Annotated in this window: 23 protein-coding genes; 13 read left to right on the top strand and 10 right to left on the bottom strand. The window is 53.6% G+C overall.

Annotated elements, in window-relative coordinates:
- Positions 1 to 78: 78 nt before the first annotated feature.
- On the bottom strand, positions 79 to 381 hold the full coding sequence (locus AWM70_RS17590) for a DUF2164 domain-containing protein (RefSeq protein ID WP_237167747.1): 303 nt from the start codon (positions 379 to 381) through the stop codon (positions 79 to 81).
- Between the two features lie 137 nt (positions 382 to 518).
- On the opposite strand from AWM70_RS17590, the gene AWM70_RS17585 reads away from it, so the two are divergent.
- From AWM70_RS17585 to AWM70_RS17575, 3 genes are all read left to right on the top strand, one after another.
- Positions 519 to 2213, top strand: a complete 1695-nt coding sequence (locus AWM70_RS17585) for a glutamine--tRNA ligase/YqeY domain fusion protein (RefSeq protein ID WP_099093107.1) — start codon at positions 519 to 521, stop codon at positions 2211 to 2213.
- A gap of 29 nt (positions 2214 to 2242) precedes the next feature.
- On the top strand, positions 2243 to 2686 hold the full coding sequence (locus AWM70_RS17580; protein WP_151208770.1) for a hypothetical protein: 444 nt from the start codon (positions 2243 to 2245) through the stop codon (positions 2684 to 2686).
- A 169-nt stretch (positions 2687 to 2855) separates the two neighbouring features.
- Positions 2856 to 3365, top strand: coding sequence for a metallophosphoesterase family protein (locus AWM70_RS17575; RefSeq protein ID WP_068698571.1), 510 nt, complete (start codon positions 2856 to 2858; stop codon positions 3363 to 3365).
- Positions 3366 to 3434: 69 nt separating this feature from the next.
- On the opposite strand, the gene AWM70_RS17570 is transcribed toward AWM70_RS17575, so the two are convergent.
- On the bottom strand, positions 3435 to 4649 hold the full coding sequence (locus tag AWM70_RS17570) for an MFS transporter (protein ID WP_237167932.1): 1215 nt from the start codon (positions 4647 to 4649) through the stop codon (positions 3435 to 3437).
- 144 nt (positions 4650 to 4793) lie between these two features.
- Here AWM70_RS17570 and mobA point away from each other — a divergent pair, with 144 nt between their 5' ends.
- Positions 4794 to 5423: a molybdenum cofactor guanylyltransferase gene (gene mobA / locus AWM70_RS17565; protein ID WP_169823467.1), complete on the top strand. Its 630-nt coding sequence runs from the start codon at positions 4794 to 4796 to the stop codon at positions 5421 to 5423.
- Between the two features lie 135 nt (positions 5424 to 5558).
- Here mobA and AWM70_RS17560 read toward each other — a convergent pair whose 3' ends face one another.
- From AWM70_RS17560 to AWM70_RS17540, 5 genes are all read right to left on the bottom strand, one after another.
- Positions 5559 to 8729, bottom strand: coding sequence for an efflux RND transporter permease subunit (locus tag AWM70_RS17560; protein WP_068698567.1), 3171 nt, complete (start codon positions 8727 to 8729; stop codon positions 5559 to 5561).
- A 43-nt stretch (positions 8730 to 8772) separates the two neighbouring features.
- Positions 8773 to 9720 (bottom strand): TetR/AcrR family transcriptional regulator, encoded by a 948-nt coding sequence (locus tag AWM70_RS17555; protein ID WP_068698565.1) that lies wholly within the window; start codon positions 9718 to 9720, stop codon positions 8773 to 8775.
- Between the two features lie 92 nt (positions 9721 to 9812).
- Positions 9813 to 10127 carry a DMT family transporter gene (locus AWM70_RS17550; RefSeq protein ID WP_068698563.1) on the bottom strand — a complete coding sequence of 105 codons (315 nt, stop codon included), beginning with the start codon at positions 10125 to 10127 and terminating at the stop codon, positions 9813 to 9815.
- Complete coding sequence (locus tag AWM70_RS17545; RefSeq protein WP_068698561.1) at positions 10127 to 10462, bottom strand: DMT family transporter; 336 nt, start codon at positions 10460 to 10462, stop codon at positions 10127 to 10129. Before AWM70_RS17545 ends, AWM70_RS17550 begins: the two co-directional genes overlap by 1 nt.
- A gap of 91 nt (positions 10463 to 10553) precedes the next feature.
- A complete protein-coding gene (locus AWM70_RS17540) occupies positions 10554 to 11147 on the bottom strand; it encodes a TetR/AcrR family transcriptional regulator (RefSeq protein ID WP_068698559.1) in 594 nt (197 codons plus the stop codon).
- A gap of 192 nt (positions 11148 to 11339) precedes the next feature.
- Here AWM70_RS17540 and cls point away from each other — a divergent pair, with 192 nt between their 5' ends.
- Complete coding sequence (gene cls / locus AWM70_RS17535; protein ID WP_068698557.1) at positions 11340 to 12848, top strand: cardiolipin synthase; 1509 nt, start codon at positions 11340 to 11342, stop codon at positions 12846 to 12848.
- Positions 12849 to 12954: 106 nt separating this feature from the next.
- On the opposite strand, the gene AWM70_RS17530 is transcribed toward cls, so the two are convergent.
- A complete protein-coding gene (locus tag AWM70_RS17530) occupies positions 12955 to 14571 on the bottom strand; it encodes a phospholipase D family protein (RefSeq protein WP_068698555.1) in 1617 nt (538 codons plus the stop codon).
- 437 nt (positions 14572 to 15008) lie between these two features.
- On the opposite strand from AWM70_RS17530, the gene fni reads away from it, so the two are divergent.
- From fni to AWM70_RS17515, 3 genes are all read left to right on the top strand, one after another.
- Complete coding sequence (gene fni, locus AWM70_RS17525; RefSeq protein ID WP_418303222.1) at positions 15009 to 16067, top strand: type 2 isopentenyl-diphosphate Delta-isomerase; 1059 nt, start codon at positions 15009 to 15011, stop codon at positions 16065 to 16067.
- 214 nt (positions 16068 to 16281) lie between these two features.
- The gene (ychF, locus tag AWM70_RS17520) at positions 16282 to 17382 is read left to right on the top strand and encodes a redox-regulated ATPase YchF (RefSeq protein WP_068698553.1); all 1101 of its coding nucleotides are present in this window, start codon (positions 16282 to 16284) and stop codon (positions 17380 to 17382) included.
- A gap of 267 nt (positions 17383 to 17649) precedes the next feature.
- Positions 17650 to 19137 (top strand): helix-turn-helix domain-containing protein, encoded by a 1488-nt coding sequence (locus tag AWM70_RS17515; protein ID WP_068698550.1) that lies wholly within the window; start codon positions 17650 to 17652, stop codon positions 19135 to 19137.
- A 43-nt stretch (positions 19138 to 19180) separates the two neighbouring features.
- On the opposite strand, the gene AWM70_RS17510 is transcribed toward AWM70_RS17515, so the two are convergent.
- Positions 19181 to 20125: an SDR family oxidoreductase gene (locus tag AWM70_RS17510; RefSeq protein WP_068698549.1), complete on the bottom strand. Its 945-nt coding sequence runs from the start codon at positions 20123 to 20125 to the stop codon at positions 19181 to 19183.
- Positions 20126 to 20337: 212 nt separating this feature from the next.
- Here AWM70_RS17510 and prfA point away from each other — a divergent pair, with 212 nt between their 5' ends.
- The 3 genes from prfA (at position 20338) to AWM70_RS17495 (ending at position 23723) form a co-directional block, all read left to right on the top strand.
- The gene (prfA, locus tag AWM70_RS17505; RefSeq protein WP_068698548.1) at positions 20338 to 21405 is read left to right on the top strand and encodes a peptide chain release factor 1; all 1068 of its coding nucleotides are present in this window, start codon (positions 20338 to 20340) and stop codon (positions 21403 to 21405) included.
- 4 nt (positions 21406 to 21409) lie between these two features.
- Positions 21410 to 22417: a N5-glutamine methyltransferase family protein gene (locus AWM70_RS17500; protein WP_068698546.1), complete on the top strand. Its 1008-nt coding sequence runs from the start codon at positions 21410 to 21412 to the stop codon at positions 22415 to 22417.
- Between the two features lie 139 nt (positions 22418 to 22556).
- The gene (locus AWM70_RS17495; protein ID WP_068700798.1) at positions 22557 to 23723 is read left to right on the top strand and encodes an FtsW/RodA/SpoVE family cell cycle protein; all 1167 of its coding nucleotides are present in this window, start codon (positions 22557 to 22559) and stop codon (positions 23721 to 23723) included.
- A gap of 89 nt (positions 23724 to 23812) precedes the next feature.
- On the opposite strand, the gene AWM70_RS17490 is transcribed toward AWM70_RS17495, so the two are convergent.
- Positions 23813 to 24265, bottom strand: a complete 453-nt coding sequence (locus AWM70_RS17490) for a MarR family winged helix-turn-helix transcriptional regulator (RefSeq protein ID WP_068698544.1) — start codon at positions 24263 to 24265, stop codon at positions 23813 to 23815.
- Positions 24266 to 24411: 146 nt separating this feature from the next.
- Here AWM70_RS17490 and AWM70_RS17485 point away from each other — a divergent pair, with 146 nt between their 5' ends.
- Together AWM70_RS17485 and AWM70_RS17480 are read left to right on the top strand one after the other, a co-directional pair.
- On the top strand, positions 24412 to 25308 hold the full coding sequence (locus AWM70_RS17485; RefSeq protein ID WP_068698542.1) for an SDR family NAD(P)-dependent oxidoreductase: 897 nt from the start codon (positions 24412 to 24414) through the stop codon (positions 25306 to 25308).
- A 69-nt stretch (positions 25309 to 25377) separates the two neighbouring features.
- Positions 25378 to 25794: a DUF421 domain-containing protein gene (locus AWM70_RS17480; protein ID WP_169823466.1), complete on the top strand. Its 417-nt coding sequence runs from the start codon at positions 25378 to 25380 to the stop codon at positions 25792 to 25794.
- The last annotated feature ends 132 nt before the right edge of the window (positions 25795 to 25926 follow it).

Genomic DNA, 25926 nt, shown 5'->3' with positions numbered 1-25926 from the left:
AATGGATATAGGGGCAGGACGGCAGCTCTCTGGAGAGAGACTGCCATCCTGCCTATTGCCTTTTGGCCGGGGGATTGTCTAGCGGGACAGTTTTACTTTCTGTTCCAGCGCATAAATATCTTCTTCCAGGGAAACCATACGCTGTCCAACCAGGTTGCGGCAATCGGCCAGCGCCTGGTTGTAAACATACGGGCTGAGGCGGGTCATGAAGAAATCGAGCACGCCGTCTGCGGCCAGATCTCCCAGCGTTTCGCCCCGTTCCTCTTCGAAGAACTGCTGAATGAGCCTGATCATCTGATCGCGCTGTTCTTTGGGCAATTTGACCGGTTTGGTGGGCATAATGGGAATAACCCCTTTCTTAAGTCTATTTCGAATTGTCATTTTCAACATAAAGCTAATGCCATGCTAAGGCATCCGGGCGGCCTGTGTCAAAGGCCCAAGGCATTGAACTCTTGCCCGGATATCGGTATATTTATATAAACGAAACGGATCCTATTCGGACAGAAAGGTTGATTCGCGTGACACACGGCACAACACCTCCAAATTTTATTAAAAACATCATTACCGAAGACCTGAAGAGCGGCAAATTGAACAAGGTTATTACCCGTTTTCCGCCAGAGCCGAACGGCTACCTGCATATCGGACATGCCAAGGCCATTTGGGTGAACTTCACCCTTGCAGACGAGTTCGGCGGACGGACGAACCTCCGCTTTGATGATACAAATCCGACTAAAGAAGACGTGGAATACGTTAATTCCATTAAAGAGGATGTCAAATGGCTGGGCTTTGAGTGGGAGGAGCTGCATTTTGCCTCCGACTATTTTGAAGAGATGTACAACCGGGCTGTGCTCCTGATCAAGAAGGGCAAAGCGTATGTGGACGATCAAACCGCCGAGCAAATCCGCGAAACCCGCGGTACGCTGACCGAGCCGGGCGCCAACAGCCCGTTCCGGGACCGCTCGGTTGAAGAGAATCTGGATCTGTTCACCCGCATGAGAGCTGGCGAGTTCAAGAACGGGGAGAAGGTGCTGCGCGCCAAGATTGATATGGCTTCCCCTAACATTAACTTGCGGGACCCGGTTATTTACCGGATTTCCCACGCTAAACATCATAATACGGGCGATGCCTGGTGCATCTATCCGATGTATGCATACGCCCATCCGCTGGAGGATGCTATCGAGGGCGTAACCCACTCGCTTTGTACGATCGAGTTTGAAGATCAACGTCCGTTCTATGATTGGGTCATTGCCGAGACGGAAGTGGAAGCCGAACCTCATCAATATGAATTTGGCCGCCTGAACGTTGAAACAATGGTCACCAGCAAACGGAAGCTGAAGCTACTAGTGGACGAAGGTTATGTGGATGGCTGGGATGATCCGCGGATGCCGACGATTTCGGGCCTGCGCCGCAGGGGTTACACGCCGGAAGCGATCAAGAACTTTGTGTTCGAGGCCGGAATTTCCAAAGCCCAAGGCACGGTGGATCTGGCGATGCTGGAGCATTTTATCCGTGAGGATTTGAAAATGAAAGCTCCGCGCACCATGGCCGTGCTTGATCCGCTGAAGGTGGTCATCACCAACTATCCGGAGGGCCAGTCGGAAATGCTGGAGGCCGAGAACAACTCCGAGAATCCGGAGATGGGCAGCCGCCAAATTCCGTTCTCCCGCGAAATCTATATTGAGCGCGAAGACTTCATGGAGAATCCTCCGAGCAAATATTTCCGTTTGTTCCCGAGCAACGAAGTCCGCTTGAAGCATGCTTATTTCATTAAATGCAACGAAGTCATCAAGGATGCTGAAGGGAATGTCGTGGAGATCCACTGCACCTACGATCCGGAGACGAAGAGCGGCACCGGCTTTACCGGCCGCAAAGTGAAAGGCACAATACACTGGGTGGATGCCGCCAGCGCGGTTCCGGCCGAATTTCGCCTGTATGAGCCGCTGATTTCATCGGCGGATGACGAAGAAGAAGGGGAAGCGGAAGAATCGGAGAAGGTGGAAGTGAAGAGCTTCCTCGATCAAGTGAATCCGAATTCGCTGGAGATTGTCAAAGGATTCGTGGAGCCGCAGCTGGCGGAAGCGAAGCCGCATGACAAATTCCAATTTTTCCGTCACGGCTATTTCAATGTGGATCCGAAGGTATCCAAGCCCGGGGCGCCGGTATTCAACCGGATTGTATCGCTGAAGAGCTCGTTTCAGCTTCCCAAACAATAAGAGACAGACAGAAGAACGGGGGAATGGAGATGCGGGAAATTCGCTTGCCGCAGCCGGTTGGACTCAAGACCGAAATGGCCAAAGCGCTTGGCAAGACAGCCGAAGAGCTGATTGAGATCGTGGAGACGAAGAATTGGGCGGCATTGCCGGCTTTGCCCGAGGGACGGGGAACCTGGGAAGGCTGGATTGACTTTGCCGCGAACCAGCCGGATATGCTTCTGGCGGCATTGAAAGAAGGCTACCGCTTTAATTTCGCAACCATCGGCGGGGTAAGAACGCTGCTGGAGGTGAAATGGGGGCTGGTGATCGGCCAGGACTATCAGGATGGCGGACAATCCGCAGAGGAGGTTCCACTGCAAGACGAGGCGGTCCAGGAGCTGGGACGACTGGTAACGGTGCCTTGGGAGATCACGCGGACCGGGCAGACGGCACCTTCGGGACAGCCTTTATACCGGATTGCCCATCGTTCCTGAACGGGACAAAAGCCGTTTGGACTTGAGCATAATACACAAACACAGACAGACTAAGGAACGCGGGACTGATATCCCGCGTTTTTTGGTCATATACAGGTATTGAGGCCGCCGATAAAGGCCTGGGCCCATTTCATGGTTAGCCTTAAAGATCAAGAGAGGAGGAATAAAGATGATTATTGGCATTGTATCGGACACTCATCTGCGGGGAGGGAAAGTGAAGCTGCCGGACAAGCTGACAGAAGCGTTTAAAGAGGTCGATTATATTCTTCATTTGGGTGATTGGACAAGCCTGGAGGTGTATGACCAGCTGGCTGCTTTAGCCCCGGTTGACGGAATTGCCGGAAATAATGACGGGTACGAAATCATAGAACGTTTTGGCGAGAAAAAGATTGTTTCTTTTGAAGGCGTGCGCATCGGGCTGGTTCATGGTCATGAGCCTTATTCTTCAAGGCTCGCAACGCCGCAGAAGGCCCGCAAAGCTTTTGAGGGCGACTCGGTGTCCTGCGTTCTATTCGGTCATTCCCATCAGCCTTATTTGCAGAAGGAAGACGGGGTGCTGCTGTTCAATCCCGGTTCTCCGACGGACAAGCGGCGGGAGAAGCAATATTCCTTTGGCCTGCTCGAGATCGACCAGGGTCAAATCTCGGCCCGTCATGTGTTTTATGCGGATAAAAGCTGACTGGCTTTGGAAGGGGGACTGCTGCGCAATAAACAAAAAGCCCGGCCGACCGGCCGGGCTTCAGAAGCATCAGGAATAATATTTACTTGGCGCGTAGCCGTTGCGGTGGATATAGGCCCAAAGCAGTCCTAATCCAATAGTTCCGCACAATGCCATCGAGACCAGCGTCTTATATAAGATCACCGAGCCGAAGTTCTGGAACAGCCAGCCGCCCATCAGTCCTGCTATGACCGCTGACATGCCGCTCCAGCAGAGGACGCATAACGTTTGTCCGGCAGAGCGGAAAGGCTTGGGCAGAAACAGGGAGGTCAGACGGGTACCCACCAGGAAAAATCCCCCCAGAGTGGCCGCGTTCAGCAGTCCGATCAGAATTACGTGAACGGGCAGTGTAGCGCCGGCCATCAGATTCCAGCGCAGGGTCGACAACAAGGAGACCGCGGTCAGCACCAGCAGCAATCTGGACATCTGCCGTTTGATCCACCGGGCCAGACCGTAGAAGATAACGGCTTCAAGGATAGTTGCCGCAAAAATCGCGAGTGACACATCCAGAACGCTGCCGCCCAAATCGGTCATAAACAGCGGCATAAACAGCTGGTTGACGGCAAATGGGATCGTGATCAGCATCCCCAGCAGCAGAAAGGCCATAAAATATTTGTTCAACAGCACCCCGGTAATTTGCCGGCCAGTCAGAGGCGGTGTGGGGTCCAGCTGCCTAACGGACGGAAAAGATAAACCGAACACGATGGCCGCGGCCGCAAACAGCGTTACAAGAATGATAATCGGAAGTCGGTGAAAGATGCCGTCGTTAAGGGTGTAGCTTAAGGAGAAGGGCAGAATAGCCCAGCCCAGAGAGGCCCAAAGACGGCTTGCAGGATAACTTTGTTTAAGCTCGCGGGAGGATTCCCCCAATTTCTCAAGTGTAAAGGTATGATTCATGGTCAATAACGGGGACAGGAAGAAAAATAAAATCAGGCTGCCCCAAACAATCCAACGATAGGTTTCAACCCACAGCAGCAGTTGAACTGACAAGAGAATCCCGATGAGAAGCAGGATCAGCGTGTTCCTGGTGCTGAGCTGTCTGCTCCGGCAGTAGTTCCAGAAGGCATGTGCTGCCACCGAAACCAGGGGGCCGGCCGCCAGCAGTTCTCCGATCTGGAGCTTGTCCAGTCCTGCGGACATATAATAGATCTGAAGATAGGACGTAAAGATTGAAGCAATTCCGTAGACGAAGAAGTTCAACAGATGTAAGGAAAGGGAAGCTTGGCTTCCGGAATCTTTGTGCACCAATCTGCGCCATTCCTTTCTAATAGGTAGAAACAACGCCTTTTATACAAAAGGAGGCGTTTGCATTAATGTAACATGGCTTTTAGGTTGTTACAAACCAATTTTTGCTTGATATATAACTTTATGGTTAAAGGGTGTGAAAGGATGAACGGACTGGGAGTTATTTTAGCTGGCGGGCAGTCTCAGCGGATGGGCCGGAATAAAGCGCTCCTGCAAATCGGAGGCAGGACGGTGATCGGTGCCATTATCGAAGCCATGTCTCCGGTATGCGGACAGCTGGTGGTCTCTTCGATGCAGCCGGACCTGTACGCGTTCACCGGACTGCCGGTTATACCGGACAGCTATGAGGGTGCCGGCCCGCTCGCCGGAATTCATGCCGCTCTGGATTATTCTGAGCAAAGATGGAATTTGGTATGCTCCTGCGACCATCCTTTTGCCAGCCGGATGCTCTTCGAGCAGCTGATGGACATAGCAGAGCAGGCGGATGAAACCGTAGACGCGGTGATTCCCGTTTATGAGGGACGAGGCCAGCCTTTGGTTGCCGCCTATCGCAAACGGACGTTTGCCCAGCTGGATTACTGCCTTCAGCAGGGCGAGCGCCGGGTCCGGGATTGGACCGACAAACTGAATGTGAAGCCGATTGAGGTCGGTGAATGGCCGGACAGCAGGGGATTTGAAGCGGGTTTGGCCTTGTTTAATATGAACCGTCCCGAAGACTACGCGGAGGCGCTCCGGCTGGCTGCCGAGCTGGGGCACCGCTCGCGGCCCCAATAGAAATCCGGATTCGGACGGGGATGGGATGAGGAAAATAGCGAAAGGGAAGCCCAAAGCGTTTGACTTCGGGCTTCCCTTTATTTGATTGGCCATTTATACCGCCAAAGGCTTCCTTAGACTGCAAGAGGATGGAAATTAATCCTCCTGATCAGCCAGGCTGCGGCGGCGGAACTTGGCCAGGAATTCGTATACGACCGGTACGATGACCAGCGTCAGCAGGGTGGAACTGATGAGACCGCCGATAACGGTCACGCCAAGTCCTTTGGAGATGACGCCCGCGCTGTTCTCCCAGCCGAAGACGAGCGGCAGCAATGCGCCGATGGTCGCAATCGCCGTCATCAGGATCGGACGAAGACGGGTAGCGCCGGCTTCGAGCAGGGCTTCCCGGGTCGATAGGCCATCACGCTCTTTGTGAATGACGCGGTCGATCAGCACGATAGCATTCGTAACGACGATACCGATCAGCATGAGTGCCCCCATCAGGGACGAAACGTTCAGGGTATCGCCGGAAATCAGCAGCGCTAGCAGCGCTCCGATCACGGTGAATGGCAGCGAGAACAGAATCGCAAACGGTGCAAGCGCGCCGTGGAAGGTTACGACGAGAACAAAATACACGATCGCAACCGCTGCGGCCATCGCCAGACCGAGCTGGGTGAAGGTATCGTTAATTTGCTCGGTAACGCCGCCGAATTTGACGGAGATGCCATCCGGTTTGGTTAAGCCGTTGATCTTGGACTCCAGGTCCTTCGAAACGCCGCTGACATCGCTGGCCAGAATGTTGGCCGTAATTTCAACGACCGTTTTGCCGTCGATGCTGGAGATGGCGTCCGGAGACGTTCCTTTGACAACCTGGGCAACATCTTTAATCGGAACCTGCATGCCAAGCGGCGATGCGATGGTTTGATTTTCGATATCGGTAATGCTGTTGTAGGTTTTATTGTCAGTTTTGATATGAACCTCATATTGTTTGCCGTCGATATCTACGCTGGTCAGCACAGGTTCGGTTGTAACCGGAGCCAGCGTCATGGCGAGCTGACCGGCTGTAAGTCCAAGCGAGCTCAGTTTAGCTTGATCGGCTTTCAGCGTGTATTGGTCGTAAGCGTCGGACAAGCTGGATTCCGCTTTAGCGAAATTAGCGGTATCGTCCTGAACAAGCTTGAGCACTTGATCTGCAAAAGGTTTGATCTGTTCGATGTTGTCTCCGAACACCTGAACGGTCAGCTGGCTGCCACCAAGACCGCCGCCGCCCGCGCTGAGCTCGGACCAGGTTCCGTAAGGAACTTTTTTGGTTAATTCGGCAATCAGGTCTTCTTTCACTTTGCTGAAGTTCTTCGTGTCGCTCTTATAGTTGGCGAAGAACAATCCCGACTTGGAAGGCCCCGGGCTAAGCGGGTTGCTGCCTCCGACGGAATACTGCATGCTTTCTACATCAGGCTGATCGAGGAAAATCTTCTCGGCTTCCAGCGCATGCTCTTTCACTTCGTCCAGGGTAAGTCCAGGCTCGGGCGAGAAGGTCACCATCACGGATTTATCCTCCTGGTCCGGCAGGAAGCTGCTGCCGATGAACGGCGTAAGGAACAAGCTGCCGATCAGCAGAATAACGGCAAGGCCGAAAGTAACCAGCTTGTGGGACAAGGTCCAGTTCAGAATCCGCTTGTAGCCGTTAGCCAGCGCACCTGGTTTCTCTTCATGATCATGGGTTTTCTTCAAGCCTTTGCGGAACAGGGTATGAGCCAGCGCCGGCACAAGCGTAATCGCCACGAGCAGGGAAGCCAGCAGGGCAAATACCATCGTCAGGGCAAAAGGCGTAAACAGTTCGCCAACCATGCCGCTGACGAAAGCGAGCGGCAGGAACACCGCAATAGTTACGACGGTTGACGAGAAGATCGGAACAAACATTTCGCGGGTCGATTCGAGAATCAGACGGCGGCCCTTAAGCTGTTCGCCCTTCAGGGACAAACGCCGGTAGATATTCTCGATAACGACAATCGAGTCGTCGACAACCCGGCCGATGGCGACTGTCATGGCGCCCAGCGACATCATATTCAGCGTAATATCCATTTGGCGCAGCGCCAAGATGGCGATCAGCAGCGACAAAGGAATGGAGATAATGGCAATAATCGTGGAACGGAGGTTGCGCAGGAAGATCAGAATGATCAGCACCGCGAACAACGCGCCGAACAAGGCTTTGAACAGCATCGTGTTGACGGAGTCTTCAATCGGCTTGCCTTGGTCCAGCAGTATAGTCAAGTCAAGATCCGGATAATCCTTCTTCAATTGTTTGACCGTATCTTTCACTTCGTTGACCACGTCAACGGTGTTGGCGTCATTGGATTTAACGATTTGGATGCCAAGCGATTCTCTGCCGTTGGTGCGGGAGATGGATTCGGCTTGGCCGGTTACCTCGATTTTGGCGATCTGGTCCAGACGGACGGTTGGCAATCCTGCTGCCGAACCAGCCTGGCCGGAGCCGGAAGCCCCATTGGCAGCCCCTGCTCCAGCTGCTCCTGCAGCAGCGCCTTGACCTGCAGCAGCACCGCCTTGACCCCCGGCTGCGGAAGGAACCAGCGGAATTTCAAGCTTCTTCAAATCATCCAACGTGGTGATGTTGCCATCGACAACAACCGCTGTCTGGGATTTGTCCAGTTCAAACAGTCCAAGAGGCGCATGGACGGCAGAGGCCTGAATAATCTGCTTGACGGTGTCCTCCGTCAAACCCAGCTCAGCCATTTTGGCTTTGTCGTAAGTAAGCTCGACGTTCTTGGTGTATTGTCCGGCGATTTGCACGGAAGCAACGCCGTCCAGATCTTCGAGCATCGGCTGAATATCGGCTTCGGCCAGATGAGTCAGCTGTTCGAGATCGTTGGCGCCGTTTGAAGCAAGGCTTAAGGAGATAACGGGAAGAGAGCTCAGGCTGAATCTGGAAATTTGCGGCTTCTGGGCGTCGTCAGGCAGCGTTACGCTGTTCAAGGACTCGCGCAGGGCGGCAGAGGCGTTGTCCAGATTGGCGCCATAATCAAATTCGACCTGAATGGAAGAGGCGTTCTCCATGGAGGTTGACGTAATCGTCTTTACGCCGTCTAGATTATGAAGCTTCTGTTCCAGTGGAACGGTGACTTCCTTTTGCACGCCTTCCGGCGCGGCTCCAGGATAAACGGTGGTAACGGTCAGAAACGGGATGTTGATATTGGGAATCGTCTCCTGTTTCATGGTTAGGCCGCTGTACAATCCGCCGAATACAACGATGATCGTCAGGAACCAGATGGCGAATTTGTTTCTCAGCGAGAAATTAATGATGCCTTTCATAGCAGGTTTCTTCACTCCTTATAACTTTCTCTTGTTTGGGCGGTTATTCCTTAGGCAGGACCGCAGCATAAGCTCCGAGGGAAGCCTGGATAAGCAGCTTCAGCTCCCGGTAGGTATCGCCGGCTTGGTCATGTTCTTCTAAAAAGGCGAGGTTATGCAGCATGCCGGTCAAAACAGCCCTGCGGGGCTCCGCTCTTAGAAATTCCTCTTCCAGTATGGATAAGGTTTCATACGCAGCTTCCTGCTCCCGGGTTTCAGACAAGTTGTCGTCCGTCAGCTCCTGACGAAGCTGCTGAATGATCAGAAGCGGATGGCGCGGGGCTTCGGGCAGCCCGTCCTTCTCTCTTTGGATCCATTCCTCCATCGTTTGGGGAGGGATGAGGGGCGCCGCCCCACCTTTCATATATAGGTTGGCGGTATGGTCGAACAGCTCCATCAGATGTCCGGCCATCCTTTCCAGAGAGAACGGCAATGAAGAATATAAGAGCATCAACTGGATGCAGGAGCTGATCATGCCGTGCATCATCAGCAGCATATCTCCGATATAAGGTGAGACAGCCGGCCCGTAGATATCCAGCAGCTTTTTTTGCAATAGAAGCAGTAGTCTCAAGTTGTTGCGGCGGATATGATCGTGCTCGAGAGGCAGCTTGCCGTTTCGAGAATGGTCCATAAACTGCATTTTCAAATATTCCCGCAGCTCAACCACCTGCTGAAGCAGAACGAGGATTTGCTTGTAAAGCCGTTCCCGCGGACTTAACCCCGCTTCATGCTCCACCAGCAGCAGCAGGTCCTCCAGCTTCTTCAGACAGTAATGCGATATAGCCGTCTCCAGCTCTTCTTTCGATTTGAAATGGAGATACAGGCTGCCTTTCGAGATTCCGCAGGCATCAGCAATGTCCTGCATGGAGGTGGTGCGGGCACCTTGAGTGGAGAACAGCTTGAGCGCCATCTGTAAAATAAGTTGTTTCTTATCTGCCGACCGATCCGACAAAACGCAAGAGCACTCCTTTCTGACTTTCGGGTTCTATTGGTGACTATGTAGTCAAAATCGATTATAGTATAAAAAAAAGCCCATTACAAATTTCATGTAATGAGCTTTAATCCTATGGCCGAAGCCAGAATGACAGCGATGCACAGCATACGCGTCCAGCTGCGGGATTCGCCGTACAGGAACATGCCTACCAGTGCGCTGCCTACCGTCCCTATACCAGTCCAGACCGCATAAGCGGTACCCATCGGCAGCGAACCCATAGCCGAGCTCAGCAGCGAGAAGCTGCCGGCGAAGGAGGCGAGGATCAACAGATAGGCGGAGGGGGTTTTCCTCCGGACAATCCGGTTCATGGCGATGACCCCCAGCACCTCGCAGCAGCCGGCTAACACCAGAAATACCCAAGCCATCAGTGCTCAGCCTCCTTCTGCTTATCGGTAATCAGCTTCAGCCCCAGTACGCCGCAGAGCAGCAGGGCGATCAGCAGCATTTTAACCGGCGAGAAGGGTTCATGAAAGAACACCATTTCAGCCAGCACGGTGCCGGCCGTACCCAGTCCGGTGAAGACGGCATAAACCGTCCCGACGGGCAGCCGTTTAGAGGCTTCTATGATCAAATAGAAGCTTGCGGCAATCGCCAGCACGGTGCCAAGCCATGCCCACCAGCTGGATGCATGTTTCAGGCCGGACACCCAGACGACTTCAATCAAGCCGCCGATGAGAACGTACAGCCAGTTTCGGTTCATTTTATCCAAAGCCCCTTTGTGGTTCATGATGAATTCTTGAAATCCGGAACGGTCCTCATACGGGTCTTCGAGGTGGCCGCCCTGCAGCGGCTTATCCGCGGATTCCCCGCCAGTACACCGGCCAGGCCAGTTCCAGTCTCCGCTCGGAGCGCTCGGGGTAATCGTAGAGCATATCAACAAGCACGCCGTCCGCCATGGTCATATAGGCAGCGGCGGCTTGGACCGGATCAATGGTCTTAAGGTCGGACTCTGCAGGAGCGCTGTCAGCCTCGGACTGAAAGACCCGGGTCAGCCGCTGTTCCATTTCATCCAGAAACGGGTACGCAACAGCCAGCACCTCGGCATGCAGGGAATGCGGAGGGAAATAACAGGTCCGAAGCAGAAATTTGAGATCCTGGTTATTCCGGTATTGCTCCAGAAGCAGGGAGAGCAGTCCTTTCAGCCGCCGCTCCAGGGGCTGTCTACGATGGACAGCGTAATATCGGCTCATGCTGCGCCGCGCCTGTCTGGCGGAACGTTCCAGCACCTGCAGGAACAAATCCTCCTTGCCCCGGAAATGGGCGTAGATCGAAGGTTTCTTAATGCCGCACAGCTCGGCGATGTCGCGCAGAGAAGCTCCGTCGAAGCCTTGGGCGGCGAAACAATCCCTGGAGGCGTCCAGCAACTTTGTTTTTCCACTGCTCATGATGATCCGCTCACCTACCTAACGTTCGTTAGGTATATTCTTTCACGGACCGAACGTTTTGTCAACCGGACCTGAAAAAACCTGACATTTCATGATGAATTTTGTTAGGAAGAATTTGTTTGTTCGTGTAATATAGACTAAGGCATATCTTCAGCAAAATTTTTGCGATATAGACAGATCAAGGGGAATGATATGAGAAAAGGGATACAGATATTTTTCATAACGGTCATATTGATTATTTTCTATCTGTTCGGCTTTAATTTCTTCGGGAAGTTCGGCGGTACGCTGCTGAGTATCTTCCAAACGCTGACGGTAATTACGATCGGACTTGCCATCTTTATGGAGAACCGCAACCCGTCCAGTACGCTGGCCTGGATTCTGGTCCTGGCCCTGCTGCCTGTCGTAGGCCTGGTCCTGTATTTCCTCATCGGACAAAACTATTTCCGAAGAAAGAAATACGACAAGAAGGCTTTGGAGGATCAAGAGGCATATGAGCGGATCGACCATAATGGCCTGATCATCAAAGGCGAGGATACCCGTTTCTCCCATGATCAGCAGAAGCTGCTGCGCCTCTCGCAGAAAATGGCCCGTACTCCCGTTTCTCTGGCCAGCCGCACCTGGGTGCTGACGAACGGTGAAGAAACCTTCTCTTCGCTGCTCCTGGAGCTGAAGAAGGCGACTCACCATATCCATATGGAATATTATATTTACCGCGCGGATGCGATCGGCCGGGAAATCCAGCAGACGTTGATCGAGAAAGCGAAGGAAGGCGTCGAGGTCCGCTTTATGTATGACGCGGTGGGGAGCATCGGCCTGCCCAAATCCTTTCTGAAGGAAATGAGAGATGCCGGTATTGAAATCGGTATTTTTGGTGCTGTCCGCTTTCTGGCTTTGTCCAGCCGCGTGAATTACCGCAATCACCGCAAGATTGTAGTTATTGACGGCAAGACGGCCTTCATGGGAGGCCTGAACGTCGGCGACGAATATTTGAGCCGCAGCAAGACTTACGGCTTCTGGCGCGATACGCATATGCTCGTCAAAGGCGAAGCCGTGCGGACGCTGCAAATTATTTTTCTCCAGGACTGGAAATACGTCACCGGTCAAACCCTCATGGGGCTGGAGTATTTATCGCCCGAGCTTGAACGCAACTGTACGGGAGCTGTACAGATTATTCCCAACGGTCCGGATAACGAGAACGACTCGCTCAAAAATATCATCTTCAGCATGATCGTATCCGCCGAGAAATCGGTTTGGCTGGCGACGCCTTATTTCATCCCGGACGACGACATCCTGACCGCACTGCAGGTAGCGGCCCTTGCCGGGCTAGACGTGCGCATCCTGTTCCCGGCCAAACCGGACAAATGGCTGCCTTTCCTGGCTTCCCACTCCTATTTCCCGTCCCTGCTTGAAGCAGGGGTCAAGATTTACGAATATGAGAAGGGGTTCCTGCACTCCAAGCTGCTGATCGCAGACGGCAAGGTAGCGACGGTCGGCACCGCCAACATGGACATGCGCAGCTTTCATTTGAATTTTGAGGTCAATGCGCTGCTTGTCGGCACGGAAAGCGTGGACAAGATGGTTGCCGATTTCGAACGCGATTTGTTATCCACCCACCTGATCGAACTAAATGCCTTTATGCGGAAAAAGATCGTGGTACGGTTCATGGAATCGGCTGCCCGCCTGATGTCTCCGCTCCTCTAATTTCAATAAACCTTCCAGCTTGTCAAACAGGAAGACCCTCCGGCCGCAGGCCGGAGGGTCTTTCCTTATATCCGCTCCCAAAGGCGACGGATTCGGCTGTAACACCTCAATAAGTCGTGAAGCCAAGCCAGTTCTGCAGGTTAAAAACGATCTCCTTAAACCACACGCTTTTCTGCCGGTAGGCCTCGTAATCAAGCGAGTAGGAGGCCCCTTCATTGCTCCAAAGCCGGTGGAAATACCGGCCGACTTCGCTCACGACCTCGCTGCTTCGCGGAGCTTTGATCCTGAGTGCATTCTCCAGGTTATAGTCCCTGAGATTGCGCGGCGTCAGGTTAGCCGATCCTCCGATCAGGAGGCTTTCACCCGAAGCTTTGGCGGCATAGACCAGCTTGGTGTGATATTGCTCCCGGGTAGTGTTGTACCAGCGGATTTCGATCCGTCCTCCTGAACGCTGGAACAGCTTCTCCGCGGCCGGACGGTTCGGTATGCCCGCCTTGTCGCGGCCGAAGGCATTTTCATTGGGGTCAAGCAGCAGCTTGACCGCCGCTCCCCGCTTGGAGGCGTTCAGCACGGCTTTGATCACTTTGGGATCGCCCAGATAGAACATGCCCATCCACAGCGTATCGCCTTGCTTGAGCTGGCCGATTGTCTCCAGGACGCGGCTGTTAATTTTTCCTTCGGTCACGTACCGGATGTGTACTTCGTCTCCGTTCGCCGGAGCGGCTGCTTGCGGCGTTGGCGGCATGCTTGGAGCCGGTGCCGATAGGGATGAGGGTACGGATGCCAACGCGGATGCCGACGCGGATGCCGGTGGAGTGGCGGAGCTTTCGTCGCCCAGCCCGGGAAGCCTTCCCCCGCCCGAGAAGCGCAGCACATCCTGCTCGGTCTGCAGAATGTCTGCGGCCAGGGGCTCCGACTTCACCTCGAAAGCAATATTCGAATGATAAGCGCTGGCGTTATGGACGTTCCCGGAGGAGATCAGCGCGCTGTTCTCCGTGACGAGCACTTTCCGGTGATTGGCTTTCACGTTCAGCAGCTTCAAATAAGAACGCAAGGTAATGTCGGGACCGTCCGAGGCCATCAGGTTCGGAATCCACCCGCTGCCGCTCTGACCGAACCACTGGAGGAAGGTCCGCCACACGGCTGAATAAGCGGGTGTCGGGTCGCGAAGCGGGTTCAAGTCCGTAATGGCGACGCGGATGCCGGCCTGCTTGAGCTGTTCAAATAACTTATTCGGCGCAGAACCGTAGTTGGTGTTGATTTCATCGGTTATGACAAGCGCCTGAAGCATGGGATATTTCTTTTTCTGGTCAATAAGCTTACGCGCCAATTCCCCGCTCACATCCGGAAAAACAGCGCCTTTATGTACATAATCATTAAAAAGGAACATGTCCAGGACGATATACTGCCTGGCTTCTCCAACCATTTCGTACATTCGGTCCACGATATTCCGTTCCTGAAGAATTCCGCCGTCCCCGTCCGGGTAAGTCAGATCATATAAGAACCGAACGCCGGATACGGTGTATTCGGGGCTTTCATAAGATACGCCATGGGCCAGCGGTTTGTGGGTCTGATAAATCATGACGCCTGCCACCCACAGCACCAGGAGGACGGCCAATCCGGCGAGGGACAGCGCGGTAAGGCGCCTGCGCCGGTGGGCGGCGGTTTCAAGCGGCCGGCCCGGCCTATGAGCTCCGGGCTTCGGTTCTTTGCGGCTGTTCATGTCCTTCTCCTCCTTGAGGGTAAGCTTGTGGTTTCTGTGCCATTTATATACCTTGAACCGTCATTTTTGAAGCAAGGGCTCCTGGACGGATCGTTCGATCGAGGCAGGCAGGATGCGCGGCCCCTCTTGCATTCGGCATCAAAAATGATTACTGTTTACCCTATGGCGGCCCAAAGCTGGTTCTGAACGGCTGGTTCGGTTCGGCAAGTGGACGATGAACGTTTGAAGGAAGAAAGGAAGAAATCGAAGTGAAGCAGCGGCAGAGGCACGGGAATGTTTACAGAGGCCGGAGACGGCAGCAAGGGCGGCAGGATATAGGCGGGGAAATTCGGTCGGAGGTCCTGCGGGAAGGAAAGAAGGAAATCCGGACGGAGGAGGCGCAGAGAGGTTCAGACAGGCAAAAGGCTGCTCATACAGCCGCGGGAAAACTTGAAGCGCTGCTTTCGTCCTCTTCTGCAGCCCTGACGGATACCTCCGGACGGAAGACGGAGCATATCCGGATTGTTCTGGAGGAAGACGTGGAAGGTGCCGGGATTACAACGGGGCTGGAGCGTTACCGCTTCCAGCACAACGCCCTGCCGGAGCTGGACTTTGATGCGATTTCCCTGGACACGGAATTTCTCGGCCATAAGCTGCGGGCTCCGCTGCTGATCAGCTCGATGACAGGAGGCAGCGCGGTGGGCGGCTCGATTAACGAGCGGCTGGCCGAAGCGGCCGAACACCGAGGCTGGGCGATGGGCGTGGGGTCGGTACGGGCTGCGGTAGAACGTGCTGAATTGGCATCTACCTTCGCTGTCCGCCGGTTTGCGCCGACGATTCCCGTCATTGCGAATTTGGGAGCGGTGCAGCTTAACTACGGTTTCGGCACGGCTGACGTGCGCCGGGCTGTGGAGATCGCCGAAGCGGACATGCTGGTGCTGCATTTGAACAGCCTGCAGGAGGTGTTCCAGCCGGAAGGGAACACGGCCTTCGGCGGTCTGCTGAAACGGATTGAGCAGCTGTGCCGGGAGCTGGAGGTTCCGGTCGGCGTCAAAGAGGTTGGCTGGGGCATCGACGGCGAGACAGCGCAGCGCCTCTATTCGGCGGGGGCAGCTTTTATTGATGTGGCGGGCGCGGGGGGCACCTCCTGGAGTCAGGTGGAAAAATACCGCAGCGCAGATAGGCTCCGCCGCATGGCCGCGGACACCTTCGCCGGCTGGGGCAATCCGACCGCCGAATGCGTCCGCGATGTGCGCGGACGGCTGCCGGAGGCGGCGCTTATTGCCAGCGGCGGCCTGGCCAGCGGGCTGGACGCGGCCAAAGCTATTGCGCTCGGCGCCGATCTGGCCGGCTTCGGGCGGGCGCTGCTCGCTCCGGCGGTGACGTCGGAGGCGTCGGTGGACGAGCAGCTCGCCCTCACCGAGCTGGAGCTGCGGGTGGCGATGTTTGGCATCGGCGCGGGCACGATCCGCGAGCTGCGGGAGACGCAGCGGCTTGTCCGCCTGCCTCTGCCATGAGCGTGGAGAAGGAAGAGACCGCACCGCAGGGGCAGGCGGTTCCCGGTTGTTTGTGCCAGGCAGAAACAAGGGTTCTTCAAGCCTTGCCCCCGTATTTGATCTAATATATAATAAGTAGGATTGTTTGATAGTAGGTTTTGACATTAGGTCTAAAGAAGAATGAGATAAAGAAGAATGAAATCCATTTTACGTATTATGAGGAGTTGTCATATAAATGGCTTTGAAAGCAGGAATCGTGGGTCTGCCGAACGTGGGTAAGTCCACACTGTTTAACGCGATTACACAAGCGGGTGCGGAATCCGCCAACTATCCGTTTTGTACGATTGATCCCAACGTGGGGGTCGTAGAGGTTCCGGATGAACGTCTGGACAAATTGACGGAGCTGGTAGTACCGAATAAGACCGTGCCAACAGCGTTCGAATTTGTGGATATTGCGGGTCTGGTGCGCGGAGCGAGCAAAGGCGAAGGTCTGGGCAACAAATTCCTCGCGCATATCCGCGAAGTGGATGCGATTGTTCACGTGGTGCGCTGCTTTGAAGACGAGAACATTACGCATGTTGACGGCAAAGTGAACCCGGTCAGCGACATTCAGACGATCAACCTGGAGCTGATTCTGGCCGATCTGGAGAGCGTGGACAAACGGATCGACCGCGCCAAGAAGAACATGAAAGGCGGCAACAAGCAATACGCGCAGGAAGTGGAAGTGCTGGAGCGTCTGAAAGAAGCGCTGTACAACGATCAGGCTGCGCGCAGCGTGGAGCTGTCCGATGAAGAGAAGCTGCTGATCCGCGATCTTCATCTGCTGACGATGAAGCCGGTGCTGTATGCGGCGAATGTCAGCGAAGACGGCGTAGCTGATGCTGATACCAATCCGTATGTCCAGCAGGTCCGCGAATTTGCAGCGGCCGAGAATGCGGCTGTGGTGCCGATCAGCGCCAAAGTGGAAGCGGAAATTGCCGAGCTTGAAGGCGAAGACAAAGCGATGTTCCTGGAAGAGCTGGGCCTGGAGGAATCCGGTTTGAACCGTTTGATCAAAGCGGCTTACAGCCTGCTTGGCTTGTATACCTATTTTACGGCCGGCGTGCAGGAGGTTCGTGCCTGGACCATCCGCAAAGGGACCAAAGCTCCTGGCGCAGCAGGCGTGATTCACAGCGATTTCGAGCGCGGCTTTATCCGTGCGGAGGTTGTCTCTTATGAGGATTTGATTGCTGCGGGTTCGATGAACGCCGCCAAAGAGCGCGGCCAGCTTCGTCTCGAAGGCAAAGATTATGTCGTGCAGGACGGAGACGTCATGCATTTCCGGTTTAACGTATAAAACAACTCATTCAAGCGAGCTTGGCAGAGCAGGGTCGGAGGTAAACCGGTCGGCTGGCGTCCGTCGCATCTTCAAAGTCCCGCGGGGTTCCCTGACGGGGCTTTTTTGTAATGGAATGAAGGCAAACCGGCCACAATTCCTTGACCACTGCTGGAAATCTGAATACTATGAAGCTATCCATAATCTCGACAAATCGATCACGATCATAAAATAAACTTGTCTCGAAAGAGGACAAGGAACAAGACTGGAAGAACTGGGGGAGCAAGATTGGCAGACAGAACCATTCAAACGGCAATCGAACATTACCTCAAGACACATCAATTGTCGATCACCCAGTTTGCTGAACGGTCCGGACTTAATTCCGGCACGGTCAGCAATATTTTAAAAGGTCACCGGTTTTTGTCCGTTGGCCAGATGGACCGGATTACGGCAGCAATGGGGCTGCCGGAAGGTTATTTCTACGACCAGTATGGCAAAGCATGTATGGAGACGGCGCCGGATTGGCGGCGATATTCCCCTTTCCTCCGCCGCTCTGCCGAGCTTGGCAAAACAGAAGGAATGGTGCTTGTCGTTCGGAGCATGCTGGAGAATCCGTCCTACGGTCCGCTGCTGTTTGAGCTCGCGGAGCAGTTTCTTGGCGAAGGGCGCATGGAGGCGGCTTCCATTCTTTATCAGAACGTGGCGGAAAGCGAGAAATATCAGCACTCGGAACGACTGGCTTTATGTGAATACCGGCTGTTTCAAATCGCCAGGTTCAGCCTGGAGGATAAAGATACGCTTTTAAGATCGGCCACGAGATTCGAAGGTTTTCTGGAGCGGCTGGACGAAGCCGATCAGGTGGAAGCGCTGCTGGATCTGGCGGATACGTATGCCTTTTTGCGTAAATGGGAGAGAGTAGAGCAGCTGGCGGAAGAGCTTGAACGAAAAACGTCAGCCGAATCTCCTTTGTTGCATAAGAGGGGAAAAAAGGCGCCCGAACAGCTTGCCCAACCGGCCGGATTTGACCAGGGGGACCCGTTCAGGCCCCAGCTGAGTTATATCCTGCACAGTTACCGGCTGCGGGCAATCGTATTTGAGAAACGTGGAGAATATGACCGGGCGCTTCATTACCTTTCCTTATGCAGGGACACAAGCAGAGTACAGGCGTCTGCCGGGGGGATGCAGGGAAGCTTGAAGCCGTTCGAGGATTGGGTGGAGGCCGAAACCCTTGCCTGCCGGATGCTGGCCGGAGAACCGGAAGCGCTGCAGGCTTATGCTGACCGGAATCTGCTGTCCGAGGGGGCAGACAAGCCTGGAGCAGTCTTCCGGATGGTTCAGGCCGCTAACGAACACGGCTATGACCTGGACGTTATTCTGGAGCGCTGCCAGCCGATCATCGACGGGATCGCCGCTCCGCTTGGCGAAATACCAGCTGCTGATGGAGGAGTCTTGTCCGGGCTGCAGCGACACCTGGCGGATTCTCCGAAGTTCGTGAGCAGCCCGTTTGCCCGCGAGTGGGGCGTGCATTTCTTTGGTGAACTGGCGGTGTACGAGTTAAAAAAGCAGCGGTTTGCCCCGGCTATGGCTCATCTGCTGCGGAGCCTGGCGTGGGGAATTGCTGCCAGGAATAATGCCGGCATCATTCGCTGTGCCGCTTTGTTCGAGCAGTACCGCGAGCATGCGGGCCCCCAGGATCTTGCCATGTTTCGCGAGCTGATCGAGGTCCTGCATGAGCAGACAGAGAATAAGCGCCGTACTCCTGCGGACGGCGCTTAGACAAAAACGTATTTATAGTTATATTGTGAAATGGCGAAAGGACCTAGCGAAAAGAGTTTATGCCCAAAGGACCTGTCGGAATTGTTGCCTCAACGGATTTTGGCTTTGGTGTATCCCGGTATCCGGTTACCTCTTCGCTCCACTCCCAGAAGCGGTGGGCCAATTCAGGAGAAGAAGCCTTCGCCGATATTTTTGCCGGTTTGCGCTTGTAGAAATAAAGGCCGGACATTTCGGCGACCTCCGGGGAGGAGGCCAAATAAACAGCCGTGTCCACGCCCTGCTCGGGCGTCAGGAAAAAAGGCTTCAGCATCCGGTGTACAAAGGCTCCGAAGCCGGTGCTGCGATTGACGCCGATCTGTGTCGATACTGCCCCGGGATGGACGGCATTGACCGTCACCCGGCTGTCCTTGAGCCGGTCATTGAGTTCCTTCATAAACCACAAATTAGCCAGCTTGGATCGGCCATAAGCGCCCCATGCCGTATAATGCCGCTTCATGTGCGGATCATTGTAATTCATTCTGCCGATCTTGTGAACGGCCGAAGAGACGATGACAATCCGTCCTTGAGGGCTTTCCGCGAGCAAGGGGAGCAGCTCCCGGGTTAGAACAAAATGTCCAAGATGGTTAACGCCCAGCTGGCGTTCAAATCCATCTTCGGTTTCTTCCCTCTTCAGGGTTAGGACACCGGCATTGTTCACCAGGACGTCGATATGTCCACAGCGGGACCTGATTTCTTCAGCGGCCCGCCGGACTTGCTCCATGGAGCCGAGATCACACAGGATCAGCTCCGGATCATCCCGTTTGCTGCAGCGTTTGATATTCTCCAGGGCTGCGGTTCCCCGCTCCAGGCTCCGGGCCAGCAGGTATACCTTCATGCCGTGCTCAGAGGCGAGCAGCCTGGCTGTGGCGAGTCCCATCCCTCCGCTTGCACCGGTTACGACGGCGATTTTTGGCCGTCCGTCGGCCTTGCTGCTATCTGGATTGGACATTGTGCTTCACCTTCCGTTGAAATCGTAATAGTTAAACACCAATGAAACGGTTCTGATTTCAGTCTAAAAGTTCTGGAAACAAAAATCAAGAAACCCTATCTGTTCAAATTTAAAGCTTCATGATATAATAAAAAGTCGTTTACCAACCCGAAATTTCGAGAATAAATATATATTATGTCTATATTTCATGACCTTATGAGAGGTGAACTCCTTTGCTGGATAAACTTGAAGCCCTGATCGACCGTTACGAGAAGCTGAGTGAGCTGCTTTGCGATCCGGATGTGGCAAGCGATCCGAAGAAGCTGCGAGATTATTCCAAAGAACAATCCGATTTGCAGCCCACTTACGAAGCTTATAATGAATACAAGCAAGTTGTTGAAGAACTCGAAGCTGCCAAAGAGATGCAGAACGAGAAGCTTGACGATGAGATGAAAGAAATGGTCAAAGGCGAAATCGACAATTTGACTGCCCGCAAGACGGAGCTCGAAGAGCAGATTCGTGTTTTGCTGCTGCCTAAAGACCCGAATGACGACAAGAACGTGATCGTCGAAATTCGCGGCGCTGCCGGCGGAGACGAAGCAGCTTTGTTTGCTGCCGACCTCTACCGCATGTATACCCGTTATGCAGATGCCCAAGGCTGGCGCGTAGAGCTGATGGACGTGAATGAAAGCGACCTCGGCGGTTTCAAAGAGGTTATCTTTATGATTAACGGGCGCGGCGCTTACAGCAAAATGAAATACGAAAGCGGCGCTCACCGCGTGCAGCGGATTCCGGCCACAGAGTCTGGCGGACGGATTCATACCTCGACTTCAACGGTGGCGGTCATGCCGGAAGCGGAAGAAGTCGATATCGAGATCAACGATAAAGACATCCGCGTCGATACATTCTGCTCCAGCGGAGCAGGCGGACAGTCGGTCAATACAACCAAATCCGCAGTACGGGTGACTCACATTCCTACCGGAATCGTCGCTACGTGCCAGGACGGCAAGTCGCAGAACTCCAACAAGGAGAAAGCGCTGCAGGTGCTGCGCACCCGGATTTACGATATGATGCGTCAGGAAGAAGAAGCAAAATACGCCGGAGAACGCAAAAGCAAAGTCGGCACCGGTGACCGCAGTGAACGCATCCGGACCTACAACTTCCCGCAAAGCCGCGTAACCGATCACCGCATCGGTCTTACGCTGCACAAGCTGGATCAGGTTATGAACGGGGAGATCGAAGAAATTCTTTCCGCCTTGACCATTGCCGAGCAGTCCGAATTGCTGGAAAAAGGAGAATAACGCTTTGAACAGAGACAGGTTTGTCATGTCTTCAGCGATCCATATCAGAGAAGCCCTTCAGGAGGCTTCTTCTTTTTTGACGGCGGCCGGCATCAGCGAGCCGGATGCCAATGCCAGGCTGCTGCTGGGCCATGTGCTGGGCTTATCGCCGGCCTCCCTGCTGGCCTCGCAGAGAGAACCTTTTCCGGAAGACCGGAAGGTGCAGTGGGAGCAGGCGATCACCCGCAAAGCCGAGGGAGAACCTGCCCAATATATTACGGGCGAACAGGAATTTTACGGGTTAACGTTTAAGGTGAACCCCGCCGTGCTGATCCCCCGGCCGGAAACGGAGCTGCTGGTGGAGCGCATCGTCCAGCTCGGCAGCGAGCTTTGGCCGCAGGAGAGACGGGGCAGCGCTGGCCCTTCCGCAGGCGGAGGGACAGCGCTGGCTGCGGAAGCGAAACCTTGTGCAGCAAGAGATTCAGCTGCGGCGGCGGGTGCGGCCATCCCGAGTTATCCTCAGCCGCTGGCGGCTGACATTGGTACGGGCAGCGGAGCTATCGCCGCAGCTCTGAAGCAGCTTCGGCCGGAGTGGCGTGTAATGGCCAGTGATATCTCCCCGGCTGCCCTGGAGACGGCCAAAAGCAATGCAGCCGAATTAGGCCTTGAGATTGCTTTTCGCGAAGGCAATCTGCTGGAGCCTTTCCAGGGCATGAAGCTGGATATTCTCGTCTCCAATCCGCCTTATATCCCGGCGGCGGTTATTGAAGGCTTGCAGCCGGAAGTCAAGGACTTTGAGCCCCGGTCTGCACTGGATGGCGGGGAAGACGGCCTTGACCCGTACCGGATCATGATGCGGCAGTTGGTTTTGCTTGCGGCCCCGCCCCGATTGATCGGATTTGAGCTGGGGATGGGCCAGGCCGGAGATGTTGCCGGGCTGCTTCGCCAGGCCGGACACTGGACAAGGATCGAAACCATCCGGGATTATGCGGGCATTGAACGCCATGTAATCGGAATTGCTGAGAGCGAATAAGATTTGTTCTGACGGGCAGGGATAGTGTAACATTAAGGGGAGTTTGAACGTAGTTCATATGTCAGTATGTCAGTCACTAAGAACTTTGCGATAAGACAGAGTTCAGGCTAAAAGGACTCTGGGGGGATCCGGGTTGATAATCATCAACAAATTAAAAAAGATGGACTGGGTAATAGTAGTCATTCTCGGGCTCTTGATGGTGCTCAGCATCATCTTGATCCACAGCGGGATTGCGGGCTGGAAGGATTTTAAGGGTGCCGATAAAAGAATGGCGCTTTATTATATCCCCGGCTTTATCGCTTTTTTCGGAATTGCGCTGCTTGATTACAAGCTGCTGGTCAAATATTATATGTACATTTTGGGTTTGGGCCTGGCGCTGCTGCTGCTGGTTCTGTTTATCGGAAGCAGCGTGAACGGGGCCCAAGGCTGGCTTAAAGTTCCGGGCGGGCTGAGTCTGCAGCCGGCGGAGCTGTTCAAGCTGGTGCTGATTATTACGCTTACGGCGCTGCTGGTGAGGAAACATAAAGCCAAGCTCTCTTTTTGGAAAAATGTTGTACCTCTCACCCTGGTGACCCTGGTCCCGTTTGGCCTGGTTATGGCCCAGAATGACATCGGCAACGGGCTAAGCTACCTGGTTATTCTGCTGGGTCTGCTGTGGATTGGCAATCTGAAGTATTCGCATGCGCTGATTATCATCGTTGTGTTTGCAGTAGCTGTGGTTGTCGGCATCAAATCTTATATTTCTTTCCACGACCAAATTGAAGCTTCTTTGGCAGGCACAAGCAAAGCGCACTGGCTTGACCGGATCGACCCTTGGCTGATGCCGGACGAGGCGAGCAAAGACGCCTCCTACCATACCCGTAATGCGAAGATCGCCATAGCTTCGGGAGGCATGTTCGGCAAAGGGTATATGCAGGGCGATTTTGTGCAGAGCAGCCGGGTGCCTTACACGTATTCCGACTCTATTTTTGTGGTGGTGGCTGAAGAGTTCGGGTTTGTCGGATGTTCGGTACTGCTGCTGCTCTACTTCATCCTGATTCACCGCATGATTCTGATCTCGCTTGAGGCAAGGGAGAGGAGCGGGCCGTATCTCATTGTGGGCGTCGTGGCCATGCTGCTCTACCAAATCTTTGAGAACATCGGCATGTTCATCGGCATTATGCCGCTGACCGGGATTACGCTGCCTTTTATCAGTTTCGGGGGCACGTCGCTCCTCATCAACATGGCCAGCTTGGGCGTTGTCATGAGCGTCCGGCTGCACGGGCGGGAGAAAGAAGATCCTCTTGTCCAAAAGCAGGGTTCCTGAGAAGAAGGAACGTTGAAAAGCATAGAAAAGCCGCTTGCCTTAAGGGATAAGCGGCTTTTTGTTGTGCATTCGGCCCTTTGAGGAGAGCCTTAAGGACTGTTAAATTGGTCAAGCAACGTAATAAATTGCTCCAGCTTGTTGTCCTCCCATTTCGCAATGCTGCCGTAAAAGACGGTTTCTTTAAGTTTCAGTGCTTCTTCAGCCTGTTTTCTTCCAGAGTCCGTTAAGGATAAGCGGACTCCGCGACGGTCGTTCGGATCGGGTTCGCTGTACACGTAACCCCGTTCTTTTAATGGATTGATCAGTCTTGTGACGGAGCTTCGATCCATGGCTGTTGCCTCTGCAAGTGCCGTTGCGCTTGCAGGACCGTGGGAAAGCAGCCAGCGGACCAGAAGGAAAGCCGCAGGCTGAAGCTCGGGATCGAAACGTGCTGCGGACTTTACATTCAGTGCGTGAGCAGCGCTGATCAGGATATTAAGCTGTTCTCCCAGCTCTAACTCCAGCTTCAGCCTGGATGATGAACGATTATTGGTTGGGTTCATAGTAAAACAGCTCCATTCTGGATTGGAATTGAAAATTATTTGACATATATCAAACAAAATTGTATATTGGCTACATTGTTGATATATATCAAATATAAAATCGAGGAGCAGGAAAGTCAAAACAATAAGGGAGAGGCGGCGTTGAAATGGGAAAAAGAACTAAAAAAATAGCAGTGATCACAGGAGCAACCAGCGGAATTGGGGAATTGGCCGCTATAGAACTTGCCAAACAGGGGATTCAGCTTGTCTTGACAGCGAGAAGTGAGGAGAGAGCGGAGGCAACCCTTCGCAGGATCAGAGAAGTTTCTCCGGAGGCAGAGGTGAAAGTTTATTATGGTAATCTTTCGGTTCTGAAAGAGGTTCAACGAATGGGAGAGGAAATTTCTAAGGATCATCCGGTAATTAATATTCTAATCAATAATGCTGGGCTTCATGCTTTTGAACAGCGGATCACTGCTGAAGGTTATCCTGAAATGATTGCAGTGAATTATTTTGCTCCGTGGTGCCTGACGCAGCAGCTAAAATCTTCCCTTCAGGCATCCGGACAAGCAAGAGTTATTAATGTGGCATCGGAGGCATCAAGAAATTATGGAAAGTTTAAGCTCCCCGGCGATTTGACGGATACCACTCCATTTTCAGCGAGAGGGTCCTCTGCCATTTATGGAAAAACCAAATTGTATAACATCATGTTTACCAAAGAGCTGGCCCGCCGATGGGCGGGAACGGGCATCGAAGCTTTTGCTTTGAATCCGGGATTTAATGTCACAGGTCTGGGGAGAGAACTTCGTTTTGCCGCATTGCTTGAGAAAATTTTAAAATTTCTGCGTTTAGGGGATCCGCGGTATGGTGCGGAAATTATTGTGCGTTTGGCAACAGCCGCTGAATATAAAGGCCACTCGGGAGGGTACTATAACGTAAAAACCGGAACCGAATTGGTGCCTGTATCTTTGGCTGACGACCCTTTCATGCAAAAAAAGCTTTGGGAGGAAACTGAGAAACTGCTGAAAAACCAAGTGGGATCGGATTTGTCGCTTCAGGTTTGATTTTTACTACCGCACATGCGTCAGGAGGAGAGACAATTGGATTTTAACCTAATTTGGAGATCGCTACTTTTGGCTTTGATTGCTCTGTTATTATTCCGATTAAGCGGACGGAAATCCATTTCCCAGATGACGATTCCACAGGTGGCGATTCTGTTGATGGTGGGAACTGTTTTGGGCTCGGGGGTCTCTGGGAAATTAGGCAATGCCTTGGTTTCCGGAGCCATTTTGTTAGGCATACTGGTGCTGGTCGAATGGATCACCTTGAAATGGAACGGAGGCGAAAAGGTGTTAAAGGGCGGCTCGGTTGTAGTTATTCAGAACGGCCGGCTGGTTCAGTCCCATTTAAAAAAGCTCCGGATTAAAGTAGACGATCTTGAGAAACGCATGCGGACTACGGGCATTTTCGGATTGAATCTGTCAAATTCGGAACGATTGAACATAACGGTTTGTTTGGTTATGAACTTGTGCCCGAAGCCAAGTCGGTAACGATGGGAGATCTGGAAAGGCTCCTGAAGCAAAACTTCCCCCAGCTGAATCTCTCCGCTCCGGCTGGCCAGGCGCCTACCCTTTTTTCAGAGCTTGAGGGCGGGCATAACGAGGATATTCCTTCCAGATTAC

This window comes from Paenibacillus yonginensis (assembly GCF_001685395.1).
In the GTDB taxonomy this organism is placed as follows: domain Bacteria; phylum Bacillota; class Bacilli; order Paenibacillales; family Paenibacillaceae; genus Fontibacillus; species Fontibacillus yonginensis.
The sequence above is the reverse complement of the archived record's forward strand: the minus strand, read 5'-3'. Positions and strand labels throughout refer to the sequence as shown.

Excerpts from the sequence above, each read along its gene's own strand:
- AWM70_RS17590 (WP_237167747.1), bottom strand. The coding sequence starts at position 381 with ATGACAATTCGAAATAGACTTAAGAAAGGGGTTATTCCCATTATGCCC.
- AWM70_RS17580 (WP_151208770.1), top strand. The coding sequence starts at position 2,243 with ATGCGGGAAATTCGCTTGCCGCAGCCGGTTGGACTCAAGACCGAAATG.
- AWM70_RS17575 (WP_068698571.1), top strand. The coding sequence starts at position 2,856 with ATGATTATTGGCATTGTATCGGACACTCATCTGCGGGGAGGGAAAGTG.
- mobA (WP_169823467.1), top strand. The coding sequence starts at position 4,794 with ATGAACGGACTGGGAGTTATTTTAGCTGGCGGGCAGTCTCAGCGGATG.
- AWM70_RS17560 (WP_068698567.1), bottom strand. The coding sequence starts at position 8,729 with ATGAAAGGCATCATTAATTTCTCGCTGAGAAACAAATTCGCCATCTGG.
- AWM70_RS17550 (WP_068698563.1), bottom strand. The coding sequence starts at position 10,127 with ATGGCTTGGGTATTTCTGGTGTTAGCCGGCTGCTGCGAGGTGCTGGGG.
- AWM70_RS17545 (WP_068698561.1), bottom strand. The coding sequence starts at position 10,462 with ATGAACCGAAACTGGCTGTACGTTCTCATCGGCGGCTTGATTGAAGTC.
- AWM70_RS17540 (WP_068698559.1), bottom strand. The coding sequence starts at position 11,147 with ATGAGCAGTGGAAAAACAAAGTTGCTGGACGCCTCCAGGGATTGTTTC.
- cls (WP_068698557.1), top strand. The coding sequence starts at position 11,340 with ATGAGAAAAGGGATACAGATATTTTTCATAACGGTCATATTGATTATT.
- AWM70_RS17530 (WP_068698555.1), bottom strand. The coding sequence starts at position 14,571 with ATGAACAGCCGCAAAGAACCGAAGCCCGGAGCTCATAGGCCGGGCCGG.
- ychF (WP_068698553.1), top strand. The coding sequence starts at position 16,282 with ATGGCTTTGAAAGCAGGAATCGTGGGTCTGCCGAACGTGGGTAAGTCC.
- AWM70_RS17510 (WP_068698549.1), bottom strand. The coding sequence starts at position 20,125 with ATGTCCAATCCAGATAGCAGCAAGGCCGACGGACGGCCAAAAATCGCC.
- AWM70_RS17490 (WP_068698544.1), bottom strand. The coding sequence starts at position 24,265 with ATGAACCCAACCAATAATCGTTCATCATCCAGGCTGAAGCTGGAGTTA.
- AWM70_RS17485 (WP_068698542.1), top strand. The coding sequence starts at position 24,412 with ATGGGAAAAAGAACTAAAAAAATAGCAGTGATCACAGGAGCAACCAGC.